23 protein-coding genes and 1 other RNA gene are annotated in these 24,142 nt (G+C 55.3%); 12 read left to right on the forward strand and 12 right to left on the reverse strand.

Annotated elements, in window-relative coordinates; all coding sequences use genetic code 11:
- Nucleotides 1-16 precede the first annotated feature (16 nt).
- The 10 genes from garR to ACOTZP_RS09005 all read left to right on the forward strand — a co-directional run bounded on the left by garR (nt 17) and on the right by ACOTZP_RS09005 (nt 13,015).
- The gene (garR, locus tag ACOTZP_RS08960) at nt 17-907 is read left to right on the forward strand and encodes a 2-hydroxy-3-oxopropionate reductase (protein WP_022649490.1); all 891 of its coding nucleotides are present in this window, start codon (nt 17-19) and stop codon (nt 905-907) included.
- Between the two features lie 56 nt (nt 908-963).
- Complete coding sequence (garK, locus tag ACOTZP_RS08965; protein ID WP_022649489.1) at nt 964-2,109, forward strand: glycerate 2-kinase; 1,146 nt, start codon at nt 964-966, stop codon at nt 2,107-2,109.
- A gap of 32 nt (nt 2,110-2,141) precedes the next feature.
- Nucleotides 2,142-2,518, forward strand: an RNA gene (gene rnpB, locus ACOTZP_RS08970) — RNase P RNA component class A.
- 672 nt (nt 2,519-3,190) lie between these two features.
- Nucleotides 3,191-4,111 (forward strand): transcriptional regulator TdcA, encoded by a 921-nt coding sequence (tdcA, locus tag ACOTZP_RS08975; protein ID WP_271075415.1) that lies wholly within the window; start codon nt 3,191-3,193, stop codon nt 4,109-4,111.
- A 96-nt stretch (nt 4,112-4,207) separates the two neighbouring features.
- A complete protein-coding gene (gene tdcB / locus ACOTZP_RS08980) occupies nt 4,208-5,197 on the forward strand; it encodes a bifunctional threonine ammonia-lyase/L-serine ammonia-lyase TdcB (protein WP_023298701.1) in 990 nt (329 codons plus the stop codon).
- A gap of 9 nt (nt 5,198-5,206) precedes the next feature.
- A complete protein-coding gene (gene tdcC / locus ACOTZP_RS08985) occupies nt 5,207-6,538 on the forward strand; it encodes a threonine/serine transporter TdcC (RefSeq protein WP_022649486.1) in 1,332 nt (443 codons plus the stop codon).
- Between the two features lie 30 nt (nt 6,539-6,568).
- Nucleotides 6,569-7,777, forward strand: a complete 1,209-nt coding sequence (gene tdcD, locus ACOTZP_RS08990) for a propionate kinase (RefSeq protein ID WP_271075414.1) — start codon at nt 6,569-6,571, stop codon at nt 7,775-7,777.
- A 15-nt stretch (nt 7,778-7,792) separates the two neighbouring features.
- Nucleotides 7,793-10,087, forward strand: coding sequence for a formate C-acetyltransferase (gene pflB / locus ACOTZP_RS08995; protein WP_022649484.1), 2,295 nt, complete (start codon nt 7,793-7,795; stop codon nt 10,085-10,087).
- 274 nt (nt 10,088-10,361) lie between these two features.
- The gene (locus ACOTZP_RS09000; protein WP_022649483.1) at nt 10,362-11,693 is read left to right on the forward strand and encodes an amino acid permease; all 1,332 of its coding nucleotides are present in this window, start codon (nt 10,362-10,364) and stop codon (nt 11,691-11,693) included.
- A 20-nt stretch (nt 11,694-11,713) separates the two neighbouring features.
- Nucleotides 11,714-13,015, forward strand: coding sequence for a serine dehydratase subunit alpha family protein (locus tag ACOTZP_RS09005; RefSeq protein ID WP_058646857.1), 1,302 nt, complete (start codon nt 11,714-11,716; stop codon nt 13,013-13,015).
- Nucleotides 13,016-13,109: 94 nt separating this feature from the next.
- On the opposite strand, the gene ACOTZP_RS09010 is transcribed toward ACOTZP_RS09005, so the two are convergent.
- The gene (locus tag ACOTZP_RS09010) at nt 13,110-13,811 is read right to left on the reverse strand and encodes a pirin family protein (protein WP_022649481.1); all 702 of its coding nucleotides are present in this window, start codon (nt 13,809-13,811) and stop codon (nt 13,110-13,112) included.
- A gap of 104 nt (nt 13,812-13,915) precedes the next feature.
- Here ACOTZP_RS09010 and yhaJ point away from each other — a divergent pair, with 104 nt between their 5' ends.
- Nucleotides 13,916-14,818 carry a DNA-binding transcriptional regulator YhaJ gene (gene yhaJ / locus ACOTZP_RS09015; protein ID WP_022649480.1) on the forward strand — a complete coding sequence of 301 codons (903 nt, stop codon included), beginning with the start codon at nt 13,916-13,918 and terminating at the stop codon, nt 14,816-14,818.
- 46 nt (nt 14,819-14,864) lie between these two features.
- On the opposite strand, the gene ACOTZP_RS09020 is transcribed toward yhaJ, so the two are convergent.
- From ACOTZP_RS09020 to ACOTZP_RS09070, 11 genes are all read right to left on the reverse strand, one after another.
- Nucleotides 14,865-15,230 (reverse strand): DUF805 domain-containing protein, encoded by a 366-nt coding sequence (locus ACOTZP_RS09020; protein ID WP_022649479.1) that lies wholly within the window; start codon nt 15,228-15,230, stop codon nt 14,865-14,867.
- Nucleotides 15,231-15,336: 106 nt separating this feature from the next.
- Entirely contained in the window at nt 15,337-16,323 is a 987-nt protein-coding gene (locus tag ACOTZP_RS09025) for a glutathione S-transferase family protein (protein ID WP_003862653.1), read from the reverse strand.
- A 72-nt stretch (nt 16,324-16,395) separates the two neighbouring features.
- Nucleotides 16,396-16,788, reverse strand: a complete 393-nt coding sequence (locus ACOTZP_RS09030; RefSeq protein WP_032626373.1) for a DoxX family protein — start codon at nt 16,786-16,788, stop codon at nt 16,396-16,398.
- Nucleotides 16,789-17,042: 254 nt separating this feature from the next.
- Complete coding sequence (locus ACOTZP_RS09035; protein ID WP_022649477.1) at nt 17,043-17,339, reverse strand: YqjK-like family protein; 297 nt, start codon at nt 17,337-17,339, stop codon at nt 17,043-17,045.
- Nucleotides 17,336-17,734 (reverse strand): phage holin family protein, encoded by a 399-nt coding sequence (locus tag ACOTZP_RS09040; RefSeq protein ID WP_003862647.1) that lies wholly within the window; start codon nt 17,732-17,734, stop codon nt 17,336-17,338. Before ACOTZP_RS09040 ends, ACOTZP_RS09035 begins: the two co-directional genes overlap by 4 nt.
- Nucleotides 17,735-17,736: 2 nt before the next feature.
- Nucleotides 17,737-18,042: a DUF883 family protein gene (locus tag ACOTZP_RS09045; protein ID WP_008503141.1), complete on the reverse strand. Its 306-nt coding sequence runs from the start codon at nt 18,040-18,042 to the stop codon at nt 17,737-17,739.
- A 29-nt stretch (nt 18,043-18,071) separates the two neighbouring features.
- A complete protein-coding gene (locus ACOTZP_RS09050; protein ID WP_017382428.1) occupies nt 18,072-18,440 on the reverse strand; it encodes a DUF1090 domain-containing protein in 369 nt (122 codons plus the stop codon).
- Between the two features lie 143 nt (nt 18,441-18,583).
- Complete coding sequence (mzrA, locus tag ACOTZP_RS09055; RefSeq protein ID WP_271075413.1) at nt 18,584-18,967, reverse strand: EnvZ/OmpR regulon moderator MzrA; 384 nt, start codon at nt 18,965-18,967, stop codon at nt 18,584-18,586.
- 2 nt (nt 18,968-18,969) lie between these two features.
- Nucleotides 18,970-19,632: a DedA family general envelope maintenance protein YqjA gene (gene yqjA / locus ACOTZP_RS09060; RefSeq protein ID WP_022649475.1), complete on the reverse strand. Its 663-nt coding sequence runs from the start codon at nt 19,630-19,632 to the stop codon at nt 18,970-18,972.
- 341 nt (nt 19,633-19,973) lie between these two features.
- Nucleotides 19,974-20,750, reverse strand: a complete 777-nt coding sequence (exuR, locus tag ACOTZP_RS09065; RefSeq protein ID WP_023298695.1) for a transcriptional regulator ExuR — start codon at nt 20,748-20,750, stop codon at nt 19,974-19,976.
- A 196-nt stretch (nt 20,751-20,946) separates the two neighbouring features.
- Nucleotides 20,947-22,245: an MFS transporter gene (locus ACOTZP_RS09070; protein WP_022649474.1), complete on the reverse strand. Its 1,299-nt coding sequence runs from the start codon at nt 22,243-22,245 to the stop codon at nt 20,947-20,949.
- Nucleotides 22,246-22,720: 475 nt separating this feature from the next.
- Here ACOTZP_RS09070 and uxaC point away from each other — a divergent pair, with 475 nt between their 5' ends.
- On the forward strand, nt 22,721-24,133 hold the full coding sequence (gene uxaC / locus ACOTZP_RS09075; RefSeq protein WP_023298694.1) for a glucuronate isomerase: 1,413 nt from the start codon (nt 22,721-22,723) through the stop codon (nt 24,131-24,133).
- Nucleotides 24,134-24,142: the final 9 nt, after the last annotated feature.

A 24,142-nucleotide genomic window follows, 5' to 3' on the forward strand; every position in this document is an offset into this window, starting at 1 on the left:
ATTGAGGAAACAGATTATGACGCTGAAAGTGGGTTTTATTGGCCTGGGTATCATGGGCAAACCAATGAGCAAAAACCTCATCAAAGCAGGTTACTCACTGGTGGTTTTAGATCGTAATTCAGACGCGGTGGCAGAAGTGATTGCGGCTGGCGCAGAAACGGCGACAACTGCAAAAGCGATCGCCGAGCAGTGCGATGTCATTATCACCATGCTGCCAAACTCCCCGCACGTGAAAGAGGTGGCGCTGGGTGAGAACGGCATTATCGACGGCGCGAAGCCGGGCCTGGTGGTGATCGACATGAGTTCTATCGCACCGCTGGCGAGCCGCGAAATTAGCGAGGCGCTGAAAGCGAAAGGCGTGGAGATGCTGGATGCGCCGGTCAGCGGCGGCGAACCGAAAGCCATCGACGGTACTCTGTCGGTGATGGTGGGGGGCGATAAAGCCGTGTTCGACAAATACTACGACCTGATGAAAGCCATGGCTGGCTCCGTGGTGCATACCGGTGAAATTGGCGCAGGCAACGTCACCAAGCTGGCAAACCAGGTGATTGTGGCGTTGAACATCGCGGCCATGTCCGAAGCACTGACGCTGGCCACCAAAGCGGGCGTTAATCCGGATCTGGTCTATCAGGCCATTCGCGGTGGTCTTGCGGGCAGCACCGTGCTGGATGCCAAGGCACCGATGGTGATGGATCGTAACTTCAAGCCGGGCTTCCGCATCGATCTGCACATTAAAGATCTGGCGAATGCGCTGGATACCTCCCACGGCGTGGGCGCGCAGTTGCCGCTGACTGCCGCCGTCATGGAGATGATGCAGGCGCTGCGTGCGGACGGTCTGGGCACCGCCGATCACAGCGCGTTAGCGTGCTATTACGAAAAGCTGGCGAAGGTTGAAATTGCTCGCTAATGACGTCCCGCCCGGTGGCGTTACGCTTACCGGGCCTACGGCTCAGGCATACAACTATGAAAATCGTAATCGCGCCAGACTCTTATAAAGAAAGCCTGTCTGCCACTGAGGTGGCGCAGGCGATAGAAAAAGGATTTCGGGAAATTTTCCCCGACGCTCATTACGTGTCTGTTCCCGTTGCTGACGGCGGAGAAGGTACGGTTGAAGCGATGATCGCCGCGACGCAGGGCACCTGGCAGCAGGCTGTCGTCACCGGCCCGTTAGGGGAAAAGGTGAAGGCCAGCTGGGGGATCTCGGGCGACGGTACCACCGCGTTTATCGAGATGGCCGCCGCCAGCGGCCTGGTACTTGTTCCTCCCGCGCAGCGTAACCCGCTGGTCACGACGTCGCGCGGGACGGGGGAGCTGATCCTCCGCGCGCTGGATAAAGGCGCGCGCAACATCATTATCGGTATCGGCGGGAGCGCAACCAACGATGGGGGCGCGGGTATGATGCAGGCGCTGGGCGCGAGGTTTACGGATGCGAACGGGACGGAGATCGGCTACGGCGGCGGCAGCCTGATGGCGCTGAACCGTATTGATATTTCGGATCTTGACCCGCGTCTTCAGGGGTGCGCAATCCGCGTCGCCTGTGACGTGACGAATCCGCTGGTCGGTGAAAGCGGCGCGTCGCGTATCTTTGGCCCGCAAAAAGGCGCCACGGAGGAGATGATCCTCGAACTCGACGCCAGTCTTAGCCACTACGCCAACGTGATCAAAAAATCGCTGCGCATTGACGTCAACCCGGTTCCGGGGGCAGGAGCGGCGGGCGGCATGGGCGCGGCGCTGATGGCCTTCCTGGGCGCTGAGCTGAAAAGCGGCATTGAGATTGTCACTCAGGCGCTCAATCTTGAAGAACATATTCACGACTGCACGTGGGTGCTGACGGGAGAAGGGCGCATCGACAGCCAGAGCATTAATGGCAAAGTGCCCGTCGGCGTGGCGAGCGTCGCCAAAAAATACCATAAGCCGGTGATAGGGATTGCCGGAAGTCTGACGCAGGATGTTGGTGTGGTGCATCAGTACGGCATCGACGCGGTGTTCAGCGTATTGACCCGCATCGGTTCACTGGAAGAGGCGTTCCAGGGAGCGTACGACAACATTTACCGCGCCTCGCGCAATATCGCGGCCACATTGCAGGTAGGCATGCGTAGCCAGGGGTGACAGCGGCGCGCAAACCCTCTATACTGCGCGCCGAAGCTGACCAGACAGTCGCCGCTTCGTCGTCGTCCCTTTCGGGGGAGACGGGCGGAGGGGAGGAAAGTCCGGGCTCCACAGGGCAGGGTGCCAGGTAACGCCTGGGGGGGAAACCCACGACCAGTGCAACAGAGAGCAAACCGCCGATGGCCCGCGTAAGCGGGATCAGGTAAGGGTGAAAGGGTGCGGTAAGAGCGCACCGCGCGGCTGGTAACAGTCCGTGGCACGGTAAACTCCACCCGGAGCAAGGCCAAATAGGGGTTCACATGGTACGGCCCGTACTGAACCCGGGTAGGCTGCTTGAGCCAGTGAGCGATTGCTGGCCTAGATGAATGACTGTCCACGACAGAACCCGGCTTATCGGTCAGCTTCAACTTCTTACGAAACCCCGCTTCGGCGGGGTTTTTGTTTTCTGAAGGTTGCAGGCCGGGTAAGCGAAGCGCCAAACAACATCAATTCTCAGTTTTGCGACGCTAAGCACATTTCACTACTTTACCGATTATGCGTTCCTTTCATCTGCTGCACATGATCGTAATCACAAAATTTAACGCTATAAAATTAGAAAATTTTAGTGTTGAACAGATGTTGTGAATGTTGACTCAGTGATGCTGAATGTTATTCATTTGATAATTTAATATTGAATCTAAAAACATTCTTCTGGTGAATGTGTGATATATCCCACTCTTTAACCGGAAGCTGAGAAAATATTCCTGATAAAGTTGATAAACCACAAAAATGTTTTAAAAGAATAATGATGGTTTATTAACCTTTAATTGCCTGAAAGATAGTCTTTATTAATATTGTTAAGGCAAAAAAATTCATGCTGGTTATTGCCATAAAATAAATTTATTACCACGGATTTTGTTGATCAATATCAGCGTAATTGCGTATTTTTAGCTATCTAACTGTTTGAATAATAAGATTATAAATCGATTTTAAATGTGGTTGTAAAAAGGGCATCCTGGCAAATTGTGAGTAACAGCACATACCCCCTGAAACAATATTGGGTAGAATCCGCTGCGTCATAGGGAAATAAGCGCAGAATATTATGAATACTATTATTCTACCGAAAACACAGCACCTCGTGGTATTTCAGGAAGTCATCAAAAGTGGCTCTATAGGTTCTGCTGCAAGACAACTGGGGCTGACGCAACCTGCCGTCAGCAAAATCATCAGCGACATCGAATCTTACTTTGGGGTGGAAGTGATGGTGCGTAAAAACACCGGCGTAAAACTCACTGCCGCCGGTCAGGTGCTGCTGCCCTACGCTGAGTCGATCACCCGCGAAATGAAAAACATGGTGAGCGAGATCAACAGCCTCAGTTTCAGTACCGTCATGGACGTCTCCTTCGGCTATCCGTCGCTGATTGGCTTCACCTTCCTGTCCGGGATGATCAAAAAATTCAAGGAAGTGTTCCCGAAGGCGCGCGTCTCAATGTATGAAGCGCAGCTCTCTTCATTCCTGCCCGCCATTCGCGATGGCCGGCTGGATTTCGCCATCGGCACGCTGAGCGACGGGATGTTGCTCCAGGATCTTCACGTTGAGCCACTCTTTGAATCTGAGTTTGTGCTGGTGGCGAGTAAATCACGAACGTGCACCGGCCCGACCAGACTGGCATCGCTCACGCACGAGCAGTGGGTGATGCCGCAAACCGATATGGGCTACTACAATGAACTCCTGACCACCCTGCAAGATAACCACATCAGCATTGAAAACATCGTCCAGACCGATTCCGTCGTCACCATCTATAACCTTGTTCTCAATGCCGATTACCTGACGGTGATCCCCCGTGACATGATTGCGCCATTCGGCTCGGACCAGTTTATTGTTTTGCCGGTGGAAGATGCATTACCCGTGGCGCGTTATGCCGCCGTGTGGTCAAAAAATTACAGTATTAAAAAATCGGCGTCAGTATTAGTTGAACTGGCAAAACAATATTCGTCGATGAATATCGAAAAACGACGATAGAAATAATGATGATTTAAAAAACCCGGAGCGACGCTTTTTAACGCTCTGATACCCTGACTTTGCCTGAAAATAATGAATTATTATAACGAGGATATTATGCACATTACTTACGATCTCCCGGTGACCATTGACGATATTCAGGACGCCAGAAAAAGACTGGCGGGAAAGATCTATAAAACCGGTATGCCGCGCTCAAATTATCTGAGCGAACGGTGTAAGGGTGAGATATTCCTGAAATTTGAAAATATGCAGCGTACCGGTTCGTTTAAAATACGTGGGGCGTTTAATAAATTAAGCTCGCTGACCGATGCGGAAAAACGCAAGGGCGTGGTTGCCTGTTCCGCAGGGAACCACGCGCAGGGGGTGTCGCTCTCCTGCGCCATGCTCGGCATCGACGGCAAAGTGGTAATGCCTATGGGCGCGCCGAAATCCAAGGTGGCCGCCACGCGCGACTACTCCGCCGAAGTGGTGCTGCACGGCGAGAACTTTAACGACACTATCGCCAAAGTGAGCGAAATCGTCGAGATGGAAGGGCGCATATTTATCCCGCCTTACGACGATCCGAAAGTGATCGCCGGTCAGGGCACCATCGGCCTGGAAATCCTCGAAGATTTATACGACGTGGATAACGTGATTGTTCCCATCGGCGGTGGTGGTTTAATTGCCGGTATTGCGACAGCAATTAAATCCATCAACCCAACTATCAATATTATCGGCGTGCAGTCTGAAAACGTGCACGGAATGGCGGCGTCGTATCAGACCGGTGAAATAACGAACCACCGCATTACCGGCACATTAGCGGACGGCTGCGACGTGTCTCGCCCGGGTAATTTAACCTTCGAAATCGTTCGTGAACTGGTTGACGACATTGTGCTGGTCAGCGAAGACGAGATTCGCAACAGCATGATCGCGCTTATTCAGCGAAATAAAGTGGTTACGGAAGGTGCTGGCGCGCTGGCGTGCGCGGCGTTATTAAGCGGCAAGCTGGACCACTATATTCAGGGCCGTAAAACCGTCTGCATTATTTCCGGTGGCAATATTGATCTCTCCCGTGTTTCCCAAATTACCGGCTTCGTTGACGCATAAAGGTGACCTATGAGCAACACAGAAAGCATTATCGTTGGCCAGACAAAAACGTCCTCCTGGCGTAAATCGGATACCACCTGGACGCTCGGCCTGTTTGGTACCGCCATTGGCGCTGGCGTGCTGTTCTTCCCCATCCGCGCAGGCTTTGGTGGCCTGATCCCTATTCTGCTGATGCTGGTTCTGGCGTTCCCCATTGCCTTTTACTGCCACCGCGCGCTGGCGCGTCTGTGTTTGTCCGGCAGTAACGTCTCCGGCAACATCACCGAAACGGTGGAGGAGCATTTTGGTAAGACCGGCGGGGTGGTGATCACCTTCCTCTACTTCTTTGCTATTTGCCCGCTGCTGTGGATTTACGGCGTCACCATTACCAACACCTTTATGACCTTCTGGGAAAACCAGCTCCAGATGCCTGCCCTGAACCGCGGCGTGGTAGCGCTGTTCCTGCTGCTGCTGATGGCCTTTGTGATCTGGTTCGGTAAAGACCTGATGGTGAAGGTGATGAGCTACCTGGTGTTCCCGTTCATCGCCAGCCTGGTGCTGATTTCTCTCTCGCTGATCCCGTACTGGAACTCAGCGGTGATCGACCAGGTTAACCTGAGCGATATCGCCTTCACCGGTCATGACGGCATTCTTGTCACGGTGTGGCTGGGGATTTCCATTATGGTCTTCTCCTTCAACTTCTCGCCTATCGTCTCCTCGTTTGTGGTCTCCAAGCGCGAAGAGTACGAGCCGGAGTTTGGTAAAGAATTCACCGAGCAGAAATGTTCCAAAATCATCGGTCGCGCCAGCCTGCTGATGGTGGCGGTGGTGATGTTCTTCGCCTTTAGCTGCCTGTTTACGCTCTCTCCGCAGAACATGGCGGACGCCAAAGCGCAGAACATTCCGGTGCTCTCTTACCTGGCGAACCACTTTGCGTCGATGTCAGGCAGTAAATCCACGTTCGCCACGGTGCTGGAGTACGGCGCGTCCATCATCGCGCTGGTCGCTATCTTTAAATCCTTCTTCGGTCACTACCTGGGCACGCTGGAGGGGCTGAACGGCCTGATCGTTAAGTTCGGCTACAAGGGCGACAAGAAGAACGTCTCCGTGGGCAAGCTGAACACCATCAGCATGGTCTTCATCATGGGCTCCACCTGGATTGTGGCCTATGCCAACCCGAACATTCTGGACCTTATTGAAGCCATGGGCGCGCCAATTATCGCCTCTCTGCTGTGCCTGCTGCCGATGTACGCCATCCGCAAAGCACCGGCGCTGGCGAAATACAAAGGCCGGACCGAGAACATCTTCGTCACCGTGGTCGGCCTGCTGACCATTCTGAACATCGTGTACAAACTGTTTTAAACCAAAGCTCAGGAAGAGCGGAGCCATACCATGATTGAGTTTCCGGTAGTACTGGTCATTAACTGCGGATCGTCCTCTGTTAAGTTTTCGGTGCTGGACGCCGCAGGCTGCGATGCCCTGCTGACGGGCATTGCGGACGGCATCAACACAGAAAAAGCCTTTATTTCCGTGAATGGGGGTGAGCCAGTCAGACTGGCTCATCAGGACTACGAAGGGGCGCTGGCCGCCATCGCCCTGGAGCTGGAGAAGCGCGACCTGATGGGCAGCGTGGCTTTGATTGGCCATCGCATTGCCCACGGCGGCGATCTCTTCAGCGAGTCGACCCTGATCACGGAAGAGGTGATGGAGCAGATCCGCCAGGTCTCCCCGCTGGCGCCGCTGCATAACTACGCTAACCTGAGCGGCGTGGAAGCCGCAGAGCGACTCTTCCCCGGGGTGCAGCAGGTGGCGGTATTTGATACCAGCTTCCACCAGACCATGGCGCCGCAGGCGTATCTGTACGGCTTGCCGTACCGCTATTTTGAAGAGCTGGGCGTACGGCGCTACGGCTTCCACGGCACCTCTCACCGCTACGTGGCGGCGCAGGCGCACGCGCTTCTCGGGCTCTCCGCCGAAGACAGCGGCCTGGTGATTGCCCATCTCGGCAACGGGGCGTCCATTTGCGCGGTGCGTAACGGCGTAAGCGTGGACACGTCCATGGGGATGACGCCGCTTGAAGGACTGGTGATGGGCACGCGCTGTGGCGACGCAGATTTTGGCGCGATGGCGTGGATTGCCCGGCAGACCGGCCAGACGTTCGAGGATCTGGAGCGCGTGGTCAATAAAGAGTCCGGGTTGCTGGGGCTCTCCGGCATCTCCTCCGATTTGCGCGTGCTGGAGAAAGCCTGGCATGACGGCAACGAGCGGGCGCGGCTGGCGATAAAGACCTTTGTCCACCGCATAGCGCGGCATATCGCCGGTCATGCCGCGTCCCTGCACCGTCTGGATGGCGTGGTGTTTACCGGCGGGATCGGTGAGAACTCTGTGCTCATACGCGCGCTGGTGGTGGAGCACCTGAAGGTGTTTGGCATCATCCTCGACGAGTCCAAAAATGCCCTGCCGGGCAGCGCGGGTGAGCGCGTGATCTCCACCGAGTCGTCACGCGCGGCCTGCGCGGTGATCCCTACCAATGAAGAAAAAATGATCGCGCTGGACGCCCTCCGTCTTGGGAAGGTCACCCCGGCTGCGGCTTACGCCTGATAAAGCGAGAATCTGATGAAAGTAACAATCGATACGGGCGTCGCGCCTTACAGCGACGCATGGGCCGGATTTTGCGGTGAAGAATGGAAAAACGCCGTTAACGTGCGCGATTTTATTCAGCATAACTACACCCCTTATGAAGGCGATGAAGCTTTCCTCGCGCAGGCGACGCCAGCAACGACGGCGCTGTGGCAGAAGGTGATGGTCGGCATTCGCCAGGAGAATGCCACCCACGCTCCGGTGGATTTTGACACCAACATCGCCACCACCATTACCGCGCACGGGCCGGGCTATATTGACCAGGAGCTGGAGACGATCGTCGGCCTGCAAACCGACAAGCCGCTCAAGCGGGCCCTGCATCCGTACGGCGGAATCAATATGATCCGCAGCTCATTCGAAGCCTACGGTCGCGAGATGGATCCGCAGTTTGAATATCTCTTCACCGACCTGCGCAAAACCCACAACCAGGGCGTATTTGACGTTTATTCCCCGGAGATGATGCGCTGCCGAAAATCCGGCGTGCTCACCGGTCTGCCGGACGGCTACGGGCGTGGACGCATCATCGGCGACTACCGCCGCGTGGCGCTGTACGGCATCAGCTATCTGGTGCGCGAGCGGGAACTTCAGTTCGCCGATCTCCAGGGGAAACTGGAGCGCGGAGACGATCTGGAGGCCACGATCCGCCTGCGCGAGGAGCTGGCGGAGCATAAACGTGCGTTGCTCCAGATCCAGCAGATGGCGGCGAACTATGGCTTTGATATTTCACGTCCGGCGATGAATGCGCAGGAAGCGGTGCAGTGGGTCTACTTTGCCTACCTTGCCGCAGTGAAATCCCAGAACGGCGGGGCGATGTCGCTGGGGCGCACGGCCTCGTTCCTCGATATCTACATTGAACGCGACATGCAGGCAGGAAGGCTGAACGAGGTGCAGGCCCAGGAGCTGATCGACCACTTCATCATGAAGATCCGCATGGTGCGCTTCCTGCGCACGCCGGAGTTCGACACGCTCTTCTCCGGCGATCCGATCTGGGCCACGGAAGTGATTGGCGGCATGGGGCTGGATGGCCGTACGCTGGTGACCAAAAACAGCTTCCGCTATCTGCATACCCTGCACACCATGGGGCCTGCGCCGGAGCCAAACCTGACGATCCTCTGGTCCGAACAGCTGCCGATCGCGTTCAAGAAATACGCCGCGCAGGTCTCGATCGTCACCTCCTCGCTGCAATACGAGAACGACGATCTGATGCGTGCCGACTTCAACAGCGACGACTACGCCATTGCCTGCTGCGTCAGTCCGATGGTGATCGGCAAGCAGATGCAGTTCTTCGGCGCACGCGCCAACCTGGCGAAAACGCTGCTGTACGCGATTAACGGCGGGGTGGATGAGAAGCTGAAGATCCAGGTGGGGCCGAAAACCGAGCCGCTGCTGGATGAGGTACTGGATTACGACACCGTAATGGCGAGCCTCGATCACTTCATGGACTGGCTGGCAGTGCAGTACATCAGTGCGCTGAATCTCATTCACTACATGCATGATAAATACAGCTACGAAGCCTCGCTGATGGCGCTGCACGACCGGGACGTTTACCGCACCATGGCCTGTGGCATTGCCGGACTGTCGGTGGCGGCGGATTCCCTGTCGGCCATCAAGTACGCCACGGTAAAACCGGTGCGCGACCACACCGGTCTGGCGGTCGATTTCGTCATCGAAGGCGACTATCCGCAATACGGCAACAACGACGATCGCGTGGACAGTATCGCCTGCGATCTGGTTGAGCGCTTTATGAAGAAAATCCAGGCGCTGCCGACGTACCGCAACGCCGTGCCGACGCAGTCGATCCTGACCATCACCTCCAATGTGGTTTACGGGCAGAAGACCGGCAACACGCCGGACGGACGTCGCGGCGGTACACCGTTTGCGCCTGGCGCCAACCCGATGCACGGGCGCGACAGAAAAGGGGCGGTGGCGTCGTTGACCTCGGTCGCCAAGCTGCCGTTCACCTATGCCAAAGACGGGATCTCCTACACCTTCTCCATCGTGCCGCAGGCACTGGGCAAGGACGAGCTGGTGCGCAAAACCAACCTTGTCGGGCTGCTGGACGGGTACTTCCACCACGAAGCGACCATTGAGGGCGGGCAGCACCTGAACGTCAACGTGATGAACCGGGAGATGCTGCTGGATGCCATCGCCCATCCGGAGAACTATCCGAACCTGACGATCCGCGTTTCAGGCTATGCGGTGCGGTTTAACGCTCTGACGCGCGAGCAGCAGCAGGACGTGATTTCGAGGACGTTTACGCAGGCGATCTAACACAGGCCCCATCTTCAGCCTCCTCAGATGAGGAGGCTTTTAATTTTGTGAACACCGTCAATTTTAGAAAACTCGCTCTCTTTTCTGCTATCCCGAAGTAATATTTTCCTCTCCCCTAAGGAAATCCATATAAAAGTTGTGACTTTTTTCTCCCGCGCTCCGGATATGATCTCCCCATACCAACAACTCACACCTGCACCCTCTGACTCGCAATCGCTGGCGATCGGAACCTTATAAAAACAAATCGTTACCCTACAAAATAAGCGAGTGCCCAATGAATATGGCAACAAACAGCAGTGTGATTGTGAGTGATTCCCCTGCGGCAAGGCGGGCGGGAATGAGCGAAAGCGAATGGCGAGAGGCGATTAAATTCGACAGCACCGATACGGGCTGGGTCATCATGAGTATTGGGATGGCTATCGGCGCGGGCATTGTTTTTCTTCCGGTGCAGGTTGGATTAATGGGGCTATGGGTATTTTTACTCTCGTCGATAATTGGTTATCCGGCCATGTACCTGTTCCAGCGCCTGTTTATTAATACGCTGGCGGAATCACCGGAATGTAAAGACTATCCGAGCGTTATTAGCGGATATTTAGGCAAAAACTGGGGCATCTTATTGGGTGCACTTTATTTCGTGATGCTGGTGATCTGGATGTTTGTCTATTCGACGGCCATTACCAACGACAGCGCATCCTATTTACACACCTTCGGCGTAACCGACGGTTTGCTCTCGGAAAATCCGTTCTACGGCTTATTCCTGATCTGCATTCTGGTCGCCATTTCGTCGCGCGGTGAAAAGCTGCTGTTTAAAGTCTCCAGCCTGATGGTGCTGACCAAATTATTTGTGGTGGCGGCGCTGGGGCTTTCGATGATTGGCCTCTGGCATTTAGCCAACGTCGGCATGCTGCCGCCAATGGGGCTGCTGATTAAAAACGCCATTATTACGCTGCCTTTCACCTTAACCTCCATTCTGTTTATTCAGACATTAAGCCCGATGGTGATTTCCTATCGTTCACGGGAAAAATCCGTTGAGGTGGCGCGTCATAAAGCGCTGCGGGCAATGAATATCGCCTTTGGCGTGCTGTTTGTGACGGTCTTTTTCTACGCTGTCTCCTTCACCCTGGCGATGGGGCACGACGAGGCGGTAAAAGCCTACGAGCAGAATATTTCCGCCCTGGCAATCGCAGCACAGTTTATCAGCGGTGACGGCGCGGGCTGGGTCAAAATCGTCAGCGTAATCCTCAATATTTTCGCTGTGATGACCGCGTTCTTTGGCGTCTATCTCGGCTTTCGTGAGGCGACGCAGGGCATTGTGATGAACATCCTGCGCCGCAAAATGCCGGCGGAGAAAATCAATGAAAATGCCGTCCAGCGCGGGATTATGCTGTTCGCCATCCTGCTGGCCTGGAGCGCGATTGTGTTAAACGCGCCGGTGCTGAGCTTCACTTCCATCTGTAGCCCTATTTTCGGGATGGTGGGCTGCTTAATTCCGGCGTGGTTGGTCTACAAAGTGCCCGCACTTCATAAATATAAAGGCGTATCGCTGGTGATTATTGTGATTACCGGGCTGCTGCTTTGTGTTTCTCCTTTCCTCGCCTTCTCATGAGGTTAAATAAGGTCGTAACGATGTCTGAGCAAATTAATCCTTTATGGAACCATTTTATTCGCGCGGTGCAGGAAGAGGTAAAGCCTGCGCTGGGCTGTACCGAACCCGTCTCGCTGGCGCTGGCGTGCGCGATGGCTGCCGGACAGCTTGACGGTGAGGTGACGCGTATCGAGGCGTGGGTATCGCCGAACCTGATGAAAAACGGGCTTGGCGTAACGGTGCCCGGTACCGGTATGGTCGGTTTACCCATCGCGGCCGCGCTGGGGGCGACAGGCGGTAATGCACACGCCGGGCTGGAGGTGTTGAAAGACGCGTCGTCCGAGGCGCTAACGCGCGCCAAAGCACTGCTGAACGCGGGTCTGGTGCAGGTAAAATTGCAGGAGCCGTGCGATGAGATCCTCTATTCACGTGCCTGCGTTTACGTCGGTGAATCCTCGGCGATGGTGACCATCGCCGGCGGGCACACCCGTGTGGTGGAGATGGTGTGTCAGGGCGAAACGCGCTTCAGGCTTGACGATAATCAGAGCCAGAACAGCGACGATCCGCTGGAGGTGCTCTCGACCACCACGCTGTCGCAGATCCTTGAGTTTGTGGAACAGGTGCCGTTCGACGCGATCCGCTTTATCCTCGATGCGGGACGGCTGAACGATGCGCTCTCCCGGGAAGGTTTACGTGGCAACTGGGGGCTGCATATTGGTGCGACGCTCAATAAACAGCGCACACGCGGATGGATGGCGCAGGATCTGGGTTCAGACATTGTTATCCGCACCAGCGCAGCTTCGGATGCCCGCATGGGGGGCGCGACGCTGCCGGCGATGAGCAATTCGGGTTCCGGGAATCAGGGCATCACCGCCACCATGCCGGTGGTGGTGGTGGCTGAGCACGTTCAGGCCGATGACGAACGGCTGGCGCGGGCGCTGATGCTCTCGCACCTGTCGGCGATCTATATCCATTACCAGCTTCCGCGCTTGTCCGCGCTGTGTGCGGCGACAACGGCCGGAATGGGGGCAGCGGCGGGGATGGCGTGGCTGATGGGCGGATCTTACCAGACAATTGCCATGGCGATCGGCAGTATGATCGGCGACGTCAGCGGGATGATCTGTGACGGGGCGTCTAACAGTTGCGCAATGAAGGTCTCGACCAGCGTCACCAGCGCCTGGAAAGCCGTGATGATGGCGTTGGATGATACTGCCGTGACGGGTAATGAGGGGATTGTGGCGCACGACGTGGAGCAGTCGATCGCGAACCTGTGCGCGCTGGCGTGCCGCTCGATGCAGGCAACGGACCGGCAGATTATTGAGATTATGGCGAGTAAGGTGTAAAAATTTCCCCTCACCCCAACCTCTCTCCCCATAGGGGCGAGGGGCTCGATCGTTCCCTCTCCCCTTTGGGGAGAGGGCTAGGGTGAGGGGGGGGTTAAACCGGCAAATCAATCAGCAGCGCGCGCAGCGGCGTATCCGCCACCAGGGTGATATTCGCTTCATCACGAATAAACGCGCCGTCGCCGCAGGTGAGCGCCTCTTTCTCTTCCGCGTGCGTCACCGCATGCACCGTACCGTGAATGGACTGCAGATAGGCGCGCGGACCATGAAGCTGGAAGCTTGCCTGTTCACCTTTTTTCAGCTCGATATGATGCAGCCACACCTGCTGGCGCAGCTGCAGGCTGCCTTTGCTGCCATCAGGCGAGGCAATCAGCTGCTGTTTATCGCCCTTCAGATCGATTTTTTGCACCAGCGGATTTTCCCGCTCCGGACAGGCATCCAGCCACAGCTGCATGCGGGTCAGCGTTTTGTCTTTGCTGAGGTTATGCTCGCTATAGCTAATACCCGGCTGCGTGGAAATTAACAGCGCCTCGCCAGCCTTCGCCTGGACATGATTGCCCTCGCTATCGCGGTATTCTGCCTCGCCTTCCAGGATCAGGTTCAGGATATCGACTTTCGGGTACGTGCGCGGCTGGAAGGACGCGCCCGGGGCGAGCACTTCCTGGTTCAATACGCGCAGTGAAGCGTAACCGAGAAGTTTAGGGTCAAAGTAGTGTCCAAAGGAAAAGGTGTAGCGGGCCTGCAACCAACCGAAATCGGCTTGTCCGCACTGTTTCGCTGTTCTTGTCGTAATCATAAACTTGACCTCTCTTTACACTAAATCAATGGTAAAGGTATGGACGCTGCATTGTTAGCCAGATATTCTGCCCGGTATGTTCAAATTTCCTGAATGAGAACGAGATGGCTAAAGAGAGAGCATTGACGCTTGAGGCGCTTCGCGTCATGGACGCGATTGACAGGCGCGGCAGTTTTGCCGCGGCGGCAGATGAACTGGGGCGCGTTCCGTCTGCGCTGAGCTATACCATGCAAAAGCTGGAGGAGGAGCTGGATGTTGTGCTCTTCGATCGCTCTGGTCATCGAACAAAATTCACCAACGTTGGGCGGATGCTGCTGGAGCGCGGCCGCGTATTGCTGGAAGCGGCGGATAAACTGACGACCGATGCCGAAGCGCTGGCCCGCGGCTGGGAAACCCATCTGACGTTAGTGACCGAAGCGCTGGTGCCCACCGAGGCGCTGTTCCCGCTGGTGGACAGACTGGCCGCGAAAGCCAATACCCAGCTGTCGATCATCACCGAGGTACTGGCCGGGGCGTGGGAGCGTCTTGAGACGGGCAGGGCGGATATCGTCATTGCGCCGGATATGCATTTCCGCTCATCGTCAGAAATTAACTCGCGCAAACTGTACAGCGTGATGAACGTCTACGTCGCTGCGCCGGGTCACCCGATCCATCAGGAGCCGGAACCGCTCTCTGAGGTCACGCGCGTGAAATACCGCGGCGTGGCGGTGGCGGATACCGCGCGCGAGCGCCCGGTGTTAACGGTGCAGTTGCTGGATAAACAGCCGCGTCTGACGGTGACGTCGCTGGAAGATAAGCGTCAGGCGCTGCTGGCGGGGCTGGGCGTGGCGACCATGCCGTATCCGTTCGTCGAAAAGGACATTGCAGAGGGACGGCTGCGCGTTGTCAGCCCGGAATACACCAGTGAAGTGGATATTATTATGGCGTGGCGTCGTGACAGCATGGGCGAAGCCAAATCGTGGTGTTTGCGTGAAATTCCGAAGCTTTTCACGCAATATAATAAATAAAATCGTAATTTGTAGGCCCGGTAAGCGAAGCGCCACCGGGCTTTTTTTATGCGCAGATCTTCGGATCCGGACCAAAGCGGTTTTCTCCCGGCGTTCCGCTCTGACAGTTGAAAATCAGAATGACGATCCAGCCGATAAGCGGGATCAACAGCAACAGCAGCCACCACGCCGAACGATCGGTGTCGTGGAGACGACGAAACAGTACGGCCCATGAAGGCAGCAGAACCAACACACCATAAATGGTGGTGAGAATGCCTTCACCCCCCTCGCGTTCCCAGCCGAGGATTTTGTCCACAATACCCAGCACCATAATCAGGACGAAGTTCACCAGAACGAACATCCAGTACTCTTTACGGCGGGCACGGCCACCAAATCCAACGTAGTTGCGCAGTACTTTTAAATACCAGTCCATTTTTCCTTGCCTCTTAGTCAGTCAATCACTTGTTTTCTAAGCGATCGAGGTAAGGATAGATGTATGCCGTGAATTAAAAAAGGGAATCAATTGATTCCCTAAATAATTATCCGAAACGCACGTCGCGCCCGTGTGGTTCATCCAGATCCTGCCACGGACCAATGGAGATAATGCCCGTTGGGTTGATGGTCTTATGACTGCGGAAATAATGGGTGCGAATATGGTCAAAATTGACCGTCTCCGCAATACCCGGCATCTGATAGATGTCGCGCAGGAAACCGTGCAGGTTCAGATAATCGCTGATGCGATGCTTGTCGCACTTGAAGTGGGTGACATACACCGGATCGAAGCGGATCAGCGTCGTCCACAGGCGGATGTCTGCTTCGGTGAGGCGATCGCCCGTTAAATAACGATGCTGGCCGAGGATCTGCTCCAGACGTTCCAGGGATCCAAACACGTTGCCGACCGCTTCGTCGTACGCTTCCTGACTGGTGGCAAAACCGGCTTTATAGACGCCGTTGTTGACGTTGTCGTAGATCCAGCCGTTCAGCTCGTCAATTTTCTCGCGCAGCTCAACCGGATAGTAATCCCCGGCGCGGGCGCCGTGCGCGTCAAACGCGGTATTGAACATGCGAATGATTTCAGCGGATTCATTGCTGACGATCGTCTGGTTTTTCTTGTCCCACAGCACAGGCACCGTTACGCGTCCGGTGTAGTGCGGATCGGCGCGCAGATAGAGCTGATACAGGAAATCGTGATGATAAAGCTCATCACCCGTCGCGGCCGGGAAGTCACTGTCGAACGTCCAGCCGTTTTCCAGCATCAGCGGGTTGACCACCGAAACCGGAATTAGCGATTCGAGACCTTTAAGTTTGCGCACAATCAGCGTGCGGTGCGCCCACGGACAGGCGAGAGAAACATACAGATGATAACGATCTTTCTCCGCCGCAAAGCCCCCTTCGCCACTCGGGCCGGGTGCGCCGTCGGCGGTCAGCCAGTTACGGAAGGCCGAAACAGAGCGCTTAAAGCGTCCACCGGTGGATTTGGTGTCATACCAGACATCCTGCCAGACGCCGTCTACGAGTTGTCCCATTTTTTACTCCTCCGTCAGATAGCAAAAGCGAGGAGATGTCTCCTCGCTTTGAATTTAATCATTATAGCGTGCTTACCACTTCTTATTCAGAAGACGGTCGATGCTGTAGGCGCCCGGACCCGTGATAGCCAGCAGCAGGAAGCCACCCGCGATGGTCAGGTTTTTCATGAACATCAGGGAGTTCACGCCTTCCGCAAAGTTGCTGTGGAAGATGAACGCGGTCAGCAGGGTAAAGCCTGCGGTGAACAGCGCCGTGGTGCGGGTCAGGAAACCGAACAGCACTGCCAGGCCGCCGCCGAACTCAAGCAGGATGGTCAGTGGCAGCAGGAAACCCGGTACGCCCATCGCTTCCATATACTGCTGAGTGCCCGCATAGCCGGTAATTTTGCCCCAGCCTGCGGTGATGAACAGCACAGGCATCAGAATACGCGCTACCAATACACCAACATCATCTAATTTTTTCATTTTACTCTCCAGGAAACCACATCAGCGGCTAAACGTTATTTGCGTGCAAATTCGGGTAGATACCGCGTCTTTGCTGTCGATGGAGAGGAGTGTAAACGGGGCGGATGGCAATTGTTAGCAAGGAAAACTGTCAATCTTTTTCAAAGATATTGAGTAAGGGAGCATGAAGAGATTTTGCCTGGTGACGGCTACGCCTTACCCGGCCTACTTTTTTACCGTAGGCCGGGTAAGCGCAGCGCCACCCGGCGAGAAGGCTAGCGCAGCTGCTGCTGACGAATCGTTGCTTTCACCAGACGCCATGCGCTCCAGACACCAAAGCCACGGCGTGCCCAGCGAATCAGCATGTTTGGATGACGAATCGTCCAGATCGCCATCACGCTGCTACCCACCAGCGCCCACGATCGCAGGCTCAGAAGAGTATTCCAGCCGCGATCGTAACGCTGGGTCAGCTCCAGCCAGTCGCGACGGCTGGCGGACAGGTCCAGCCGCTGCTGCTGGATCTGGCTCAGCAGATACGCTTTCCGCTTTTGACGTTCGGCTTTGTCGCTCACGACTTATCATCCTCCAGCAGGGCGCGGTCGTTGGCCAGCTCCTGGCGAGTATGGCGCAGGAAGGTCGACGTGCGCGCTTTATGCAGGGTCCAGATACCGCCTATCAGCGCCGCCACCAGCAGAACCACGGTAGTCGCAATCATCGCGTTCAGCCGATACTGTGGATCGATAGCCCAGATGATTAACACCATCAGGCTCATCAGACCAAACGCGGCAAAGAGCATCGTAAGCCCAAGCATGAGCAGCATCTGGAAGAGATTGGCTTTCTCCTCTTCCAGTTCCACTACCGCAAGCCGGACGCGCGTTTCGGCAATCCCGACCAGCGTCGTAAGAATACGCTGGCCGATGCCGAGGACGTTTTTAGCAGGCCCTTGTGCGTGACGAGGATCTTCCATAATCAACGACGCGTCAGCAGGACACCCAGCACCACACCCACTGCGGCACCAATACCAACGCCTGTCCATGGATTGTCACGTACATATTCGTCTGCGCGCGCAGCCGCTTCGCGGGTCTGTTTCGCCAGTGCATCACCGGTTTCACCCAGACGGTAACGGCTCTCTTTCAGTGCCTGCTCCGCTTTGCTGCGCAGTTTGCTGACTTCTTCTTTCGATTTATCGGCAGAAGAGTTCAGCACCTCTTCCAGGGTGTCCGCCAGGGATTTCAGCTCAGCGCGCAGATGTTCTGAAGTTGTATCTTTTGACATGATTCTCTCCTGTTGAGATTTCCGTTAACTCAATAATCGCGAGCTTCCAGCGCTTTCAGTTCGTCCTGCGCCTCTTGCAACTTCCTCTCGCGCTTGGCAATTTTTTCCGCATCACCTTTCTCTTTCGCTTCTTGCAGGTCTTGACGGCGCTCGGCTATCTCGTCCTTCTGTTCAGCGATTTTTTCCTGATGATCGGCACGCAGCTTGCTGTCCGTACAATTGTCTTTCACTTCGCTCAGCGCTTTTTTCAGTCCGTCGATCCGGTGCTGATTGTTATGCTTTTCGGCATAACTGATTTCGCGTTGAATATCCTGTTCTTTCTCCTGACAAAGAGACATAGCGAAGGAAGCTGTGCTTAAAGAAAAAAGGGCCAGAGCCAGGGTGATGCGGTATTTCATTATAGAAACCTTCCATTGTGTTACGGCGTAAGCCGTGTTCCAGAACTATGCGGAGAACATCTGAGGGGTGCTCCGCGTACTTAAGCATAGTAAGTAAACGGGAGTTTCACCAAAGTGGGTGAAAATATTCGGAATATTAGTCGTTAGCCAAATCGATGCGACGTGTCGCGTAACCGTGACATCCAGGAGGTTACGTGGCTGTCATCATCCTGTTGCGCGATGATGTAACCCTGCGGCAACGTGCGGTCCAGCACCGCTTTCGCCGCGGCGCTTTGCGCACAGGAGTCAAATTTTATCAGCAGCACATCGTCTTGCGGCGTGATGCTCTTAAAGCGGATCCCGTTAGCATCCAGATGATGCCAGATGGAAAAACCATCCGGCACGCTGGTTCCTTGACTCACAGGACGGATAGTCAGCGTCGACTCCTGGTGCTGTAGGGCAGACCATAGCAGGATGAGAGCGCTGAACATCATTAGCGCGACGATGGCGTAAGAGAAGCGGCGCAGCGCGAGCGGGGAGATAACCATCGTTAACCCCTGGCTCCGTATTTCTTTTTCCACAGTACGACCAGTGAACCGACCAGGCCAAACACCAGCAGGACGACGGGCAGCAGCATCAGGCAAGACATCAGCTGGTCTTCATATTTCATAAAGACCGGCGTTTTACCGAGCGCGTAGCCGAGCGTGGTCAGGATCAGAACCCACAGCAGGCCGCTCATCCAGTTAAAGAACTGGAAGCGCGCGCTGCTCAGGCCGGACAAGCCCGCAATGGTCGGCAGCAGGGTGCGTACGAATGCGATAAAGCGGCCAATCAGCAAGGCGGAGAGCCCGTGCTTATGGAAAAGGTGGTGCGCTCGCTGGTGATAATGTGCCGGAAGATGCGAAAGCCAGTTCTGAACGATTCGCGTGTTGCCCAGCCATCGCCCCTGAATATAACTCACCCAGCAACCCAGGCTGGCGGCAATGGTCAACAGCAGAACCGTTTGTGGGAAAGCCATCGCTCCTTTTGCACAGAGCACCCCAACCAGCACCAGCAGGCTGTCGCCCGGTAAAAAGGCAGCAGGCAGCAGACCGTTCTCAAGGAACAGGATCATAAATAACACAAAGTAGAGCATGCCAATCATGGACGGGTTGGCCAGCGTTTCGAAATCCTGAGCCCAGAGGGCGTTCAGTAGTTGGGTCAAAAGTTCCATTCAGTGTTCCTGGAAATCGGTTAACGTCACGCCTGTCATTCGGGAAAACAGCACGGCGACATTGTTATGATTTCATTATGGTCGCTCGCGGACACAATGATGTGTGGCCAACACTGTTCCCTGTTAATTGGCTGGTTAGCAAGCACTAACTTACAAAATAACGAAGTGAATCCAATTGTAACAAAGCCCGACGTTCTGCGTCACAGAATTTGAGGGGAAACACGATTTTGGCGTAAGCCACGGAGGGGAGCGAGAGATTTTACAAAGGCTGACACTATAGAGGTTTTCTTACCCTGTCTGGCCGGAAGGCGCGGCGGTGCGCCTGCCAGCAGTTCAGGAGGTTATTTTGCGACATTGGTCGCGGTATCGAGGTGAACCACCGGATTATCAGCAAAAAGATAGCGGTCAGCGTTAAATTCAAAGTCATCACTCGTTTCATTAAAAAGCATCTGTTTAGTGTTCTCCAGATGCTGCCACATTGCCAGTTTCGCCGCATGCGGATCTTTACGAATCAGGGCCTTAAGAATCTGGTCGTGGTCGTCACACCAGTTATCTACCGTGCGGGAATCAATGTGATCGTGCAGTTTCTTCCAGTACGGGTTGTGAACGCGCTGAGTCCACATTTTTTCAACGATTGCCGCCAGCGCTGTGTTCTGAGTCGCAAGGGCGACCTGAACGTGGAATTGCAGGTCCCATTCGGAATCGCGGAAACATTTTTCTTTACGCGCATGATCCTGGATTTCCATCAGCTTCATGATGTCCTGCTTGGTGACCTGCGTCGCTGCGAATTCTGCGATATTGCTTTCAATCAGCTGGCGAGCCTGGAGAAGCTCAAACGGACCGTAGCTGGCAAATTCCAGACTTTCGTCCGGCGTGGGGGAGTGTTTCGCCTGGCTGGAAATCACGTGAATACCGGAACCTTTGCGTACCTCAACATACCCTTCAACTTCCAGCATGATGATGGCTTCGCGGACCACCGTACGGCTGACGCTTTTTTCATCCGCAATAAAACGCTCAGCGGGAAGTTTATCACCGACAAGATAGACCCCTTGCTCGATGCGATCTTTCAGCTCGGCGGCAAGTTGTTGATATAAACGACGTGATTCGGTGATTTCCATATGCGCTCCAGGCAGGGTACGGCGAATGATTTGTTATACCACTTTTGCTTGCCAGTCTCCAGATTTCGCCATTAAAAAAGCCGCCCGGAGGCGGCTTTTGCGACGTTTTTGCCGGGTGGCGCTACGCTTACCCGGCCTACGGTTTTATCGGGTGTTGTAGGCCGGGTAAGGCGGAGCCGCCACCCGGCACAACAAGCTAACTCTGCGTCGCCGGTCCCCCAAGGGACTCTTTCGCCAGTTCCTCGGCGGACTTACTCTTCAGCACCGTCCAGATAACCACTGCACCCAGCAGGTCGAAGATGGCCAGTACCGCGAACAGCGGGCTGAAGCCGATGGTGTCTGCCAGCGCGCCGACCACGAGGGCGAACAGGGTACTTGCGGTCCAGGCGGCCATCCCGGTCAGACCGTTGGCGGTGGCAACTTCGTTACGACCAAACACGTCGGACGAGAGCGTAATCAGCGCGCCAGACAGAGACTGGTGAGCAAAGCCCCCGATACACAGCAGGGCGATAGCCACGTAAGGACTGGTGAACAGGCCAATCATGCCAGGGCCAATCATCAGCAGGGCGCCCATGGTGACCACCATCTTACGGGACACAATCAGGTTCACGCCAAACCAGCGCTGGAACAGCGGTGGCAGGTAGCCGCCGACGATACAGCCCAGGTCTGCAAACAGCATTGGCATCCAGGCGAACATCGCGATCTCTTTCAGGTTAAAGCCGTAGACTTTGAACATGAACAGCGGGATCCAGGCGTTGAACGTACCCCAGGCCGGTTCCGCCAGGAAGCGTGGCAGGGCGATACCCCAGAACTGACGGGTACCCAGGATCTGCCAGACGGACATTTTTTTACCGTTGTCGGTCTGATGATGAGATTCCTGACCATTAATAATGTAGTCACGTTCTTCGGTAGACAGCTTTTTCTGATCGCGCGGGTGTTTATAGAAGATCAGCCACGCCATGGCCCAGGCAAAACTCAGCACACCGGAGATGATGAACGCCATTTGCCAGCTGTGCATCACAATCGCCCACACCACCAGTGGCGGAGCAATCATCGCCCCGATGGAGGAACCCACGTTGAAGTAACCGACAGCGATTGAACGTTCTTTTGCCGGGAACCATTCAGAGCTGGCTTTCAGACCCGCAGGGATCATCGCCGCTTCGGCAGCACCTACCGCACCACGCGCCAGCGCCAGCCCGCCCCAGCTGCCAGCCAGCGCCGTCGCCCCGCAGAAGACGGCCCATGCTACAGCGAAGAAGGCATAACCAATTTTTGTACCCAGAATATCAAGAACATAACCTGCAACAGGCTGCATTACGGTGTAAGCGGCAGAATACGCCGCAATGATGTAAGAGTATTGTTGTGTGGAGATATGTAACTCTTCCATCAACGTTGGCGCCGCTGCTGCCACGGTGTTACGTGTCAGGTAGCCCAGCACGGTGCCGAGCGTCACCAGTGCGATCATGTACCAACGTAACCCTTTAATTTTACGCATGTAAAACCTCATCGTTATGTTATTTCCGTGTCGGGACACGGCAACAACTCAACCGTTGCCGGGAGCTGTTCTGTAACGGGAGGGGCGTAACCGGGAACCTGTCCCGGAACGGCCCGAACCTTGCCATAAGTCATCGTGCTAAGTCGGCTTCCGTACCGTTAAATCCGATGTAACAAACACCGGTAATGCATTCCGTCGGCTTATAGTTTGCGACGGCGAAAAGATAACTTGTCATACAACTTTAAAAGGTGAGTGACATCACAAAAGAGTGAATCTTTGTAGGGATATTATGCGGCGTGCGCAAAGCCAGATCTGGCGCGGCCTGCAAGAAGGTTTACCCCTTTGAGGGTAATTTATTTGTCGACGTTTATTGATCTAACTCACGAAAAAAACGTCGGACTCTGGAAATTGGTGTGATAACTTTGCAGCATCTGAACATAAGCTTTCTGACGCTCCCGTAATGAGGAAGACGATAATGACACCGTTTATGACCGAAGATTTCCTGTTAGATACCGAATTTGCTCGCCGCCTGTACCACGACTACGCAAAAGATCAGCCGATTTTCGACTACCACTGCCATTTACCGCCGCAACAGGTTGCCGAAAATTACCGTTTCAAAAACCTGTATGATATCTGGCTGAAGGGTGACCATTATAAATGGCGCGCGATGCGCACCAACGGCGTGGCCGAGCGCCTGTGTACCGGCGACGCGACCGATCGCGAGAAGTTTGACGCCTGGGCCGCTACCGTTCCCCACACCATCGGTAACCCGTTATACCACTGGACGCACCTCGAACTGCGTCGTCCTTTTGGTATCACCGGCAAGCTGCTCTCTCCCGCCACGGCGGATGAAATCTGGGATCAGTGCAACGAATTGCTGGGGCAGGATAGCTTCTCGGCGCGCGGCATCATGCAGCAGATGAACGTGAAGATGGTGGGCACAACCGACGATCCGATCGACTCCCTGGAGCACCACGCGGTTGTCGCGAAGGACAGCACCTTTGACATCAAAGTGCTGCCAAGCTGGCGTCCGGATAAAGCCTTCAACATTGAGCTGCCGACCTTTAATGACTACATGACGAAGCTGGCGGAAGTATCGGATACCGATATCCGTCGTTTCGCCGATCTGCAATCCGCGCTGACCAAACGTCTGGATCACTTTGCCGCACACGGCTGTAAAGTGTCTGACCACGCGCTGGACGTGGTGCTGTTCGCGGATTCCAGCGAAGCCGAGCTGGACAGCATCCTGGCGCGTCGTCTCTCCGGCGAAGCCCTGAGCGAGCATGAAGTCGCCCAGTTCAAAACCGCGGTGCTGGTGTTCCTCGGTGCGGAATATGCCCGTCGCGGCTGGGTTCAGCAGTACCATATCGGCGCGCTGCGTAATAACAACCAGCGTCAGTTTAAACTGCTGGGCGCGGACGTAGGCTTTGACTCCATCAACGACCGCCCTCTGGCGGAAGAGCTGTCAAAACTGCTGAGCAAACAGAACGAGCAAAACCTGCTGCCGAAAACCATTCTCTACTGCCTGAATCCGCGCGATAACGAAGTACTGGGCACCATGATCGGCAACTTCCAGGGCGAAGGGATGCCGGGCAAGATGCAGTTCGGTTCCGGCTGGTGGTTTAACGATCAAAAAGACGGCATGGAGCGTCAGATGACACAGCTGGCGCAGCTCGGCCTGTTGAGCCGCTTCGTTGGCATGCTGACCGACAGCCGCAGTTTCCTCTCCTATACCCGCCATGAATATTTCCGCCGCATTCTGTGCCAGATGATTGGCCGCTGGGTGCACGCGGGCGAAGCGCCAGCGGATATCCAGCTGCTGGGCGAAATGGTGAGAAACATCTGCTTTAACAATGCGCGTGACTACTTCGCCATTGAACTGAACTAAGGCCGTTTG

This window comes from Enterobacter cloacae complex sp. SYL001 (assembly GCF_049237025.1).
Lineage (GTDB): Bacteria > Pseudomonadota > Gammaproteobacteria > Enterobacterales > Enterobacteriaceae > Enterobacter > Enterobacter intestinihominis.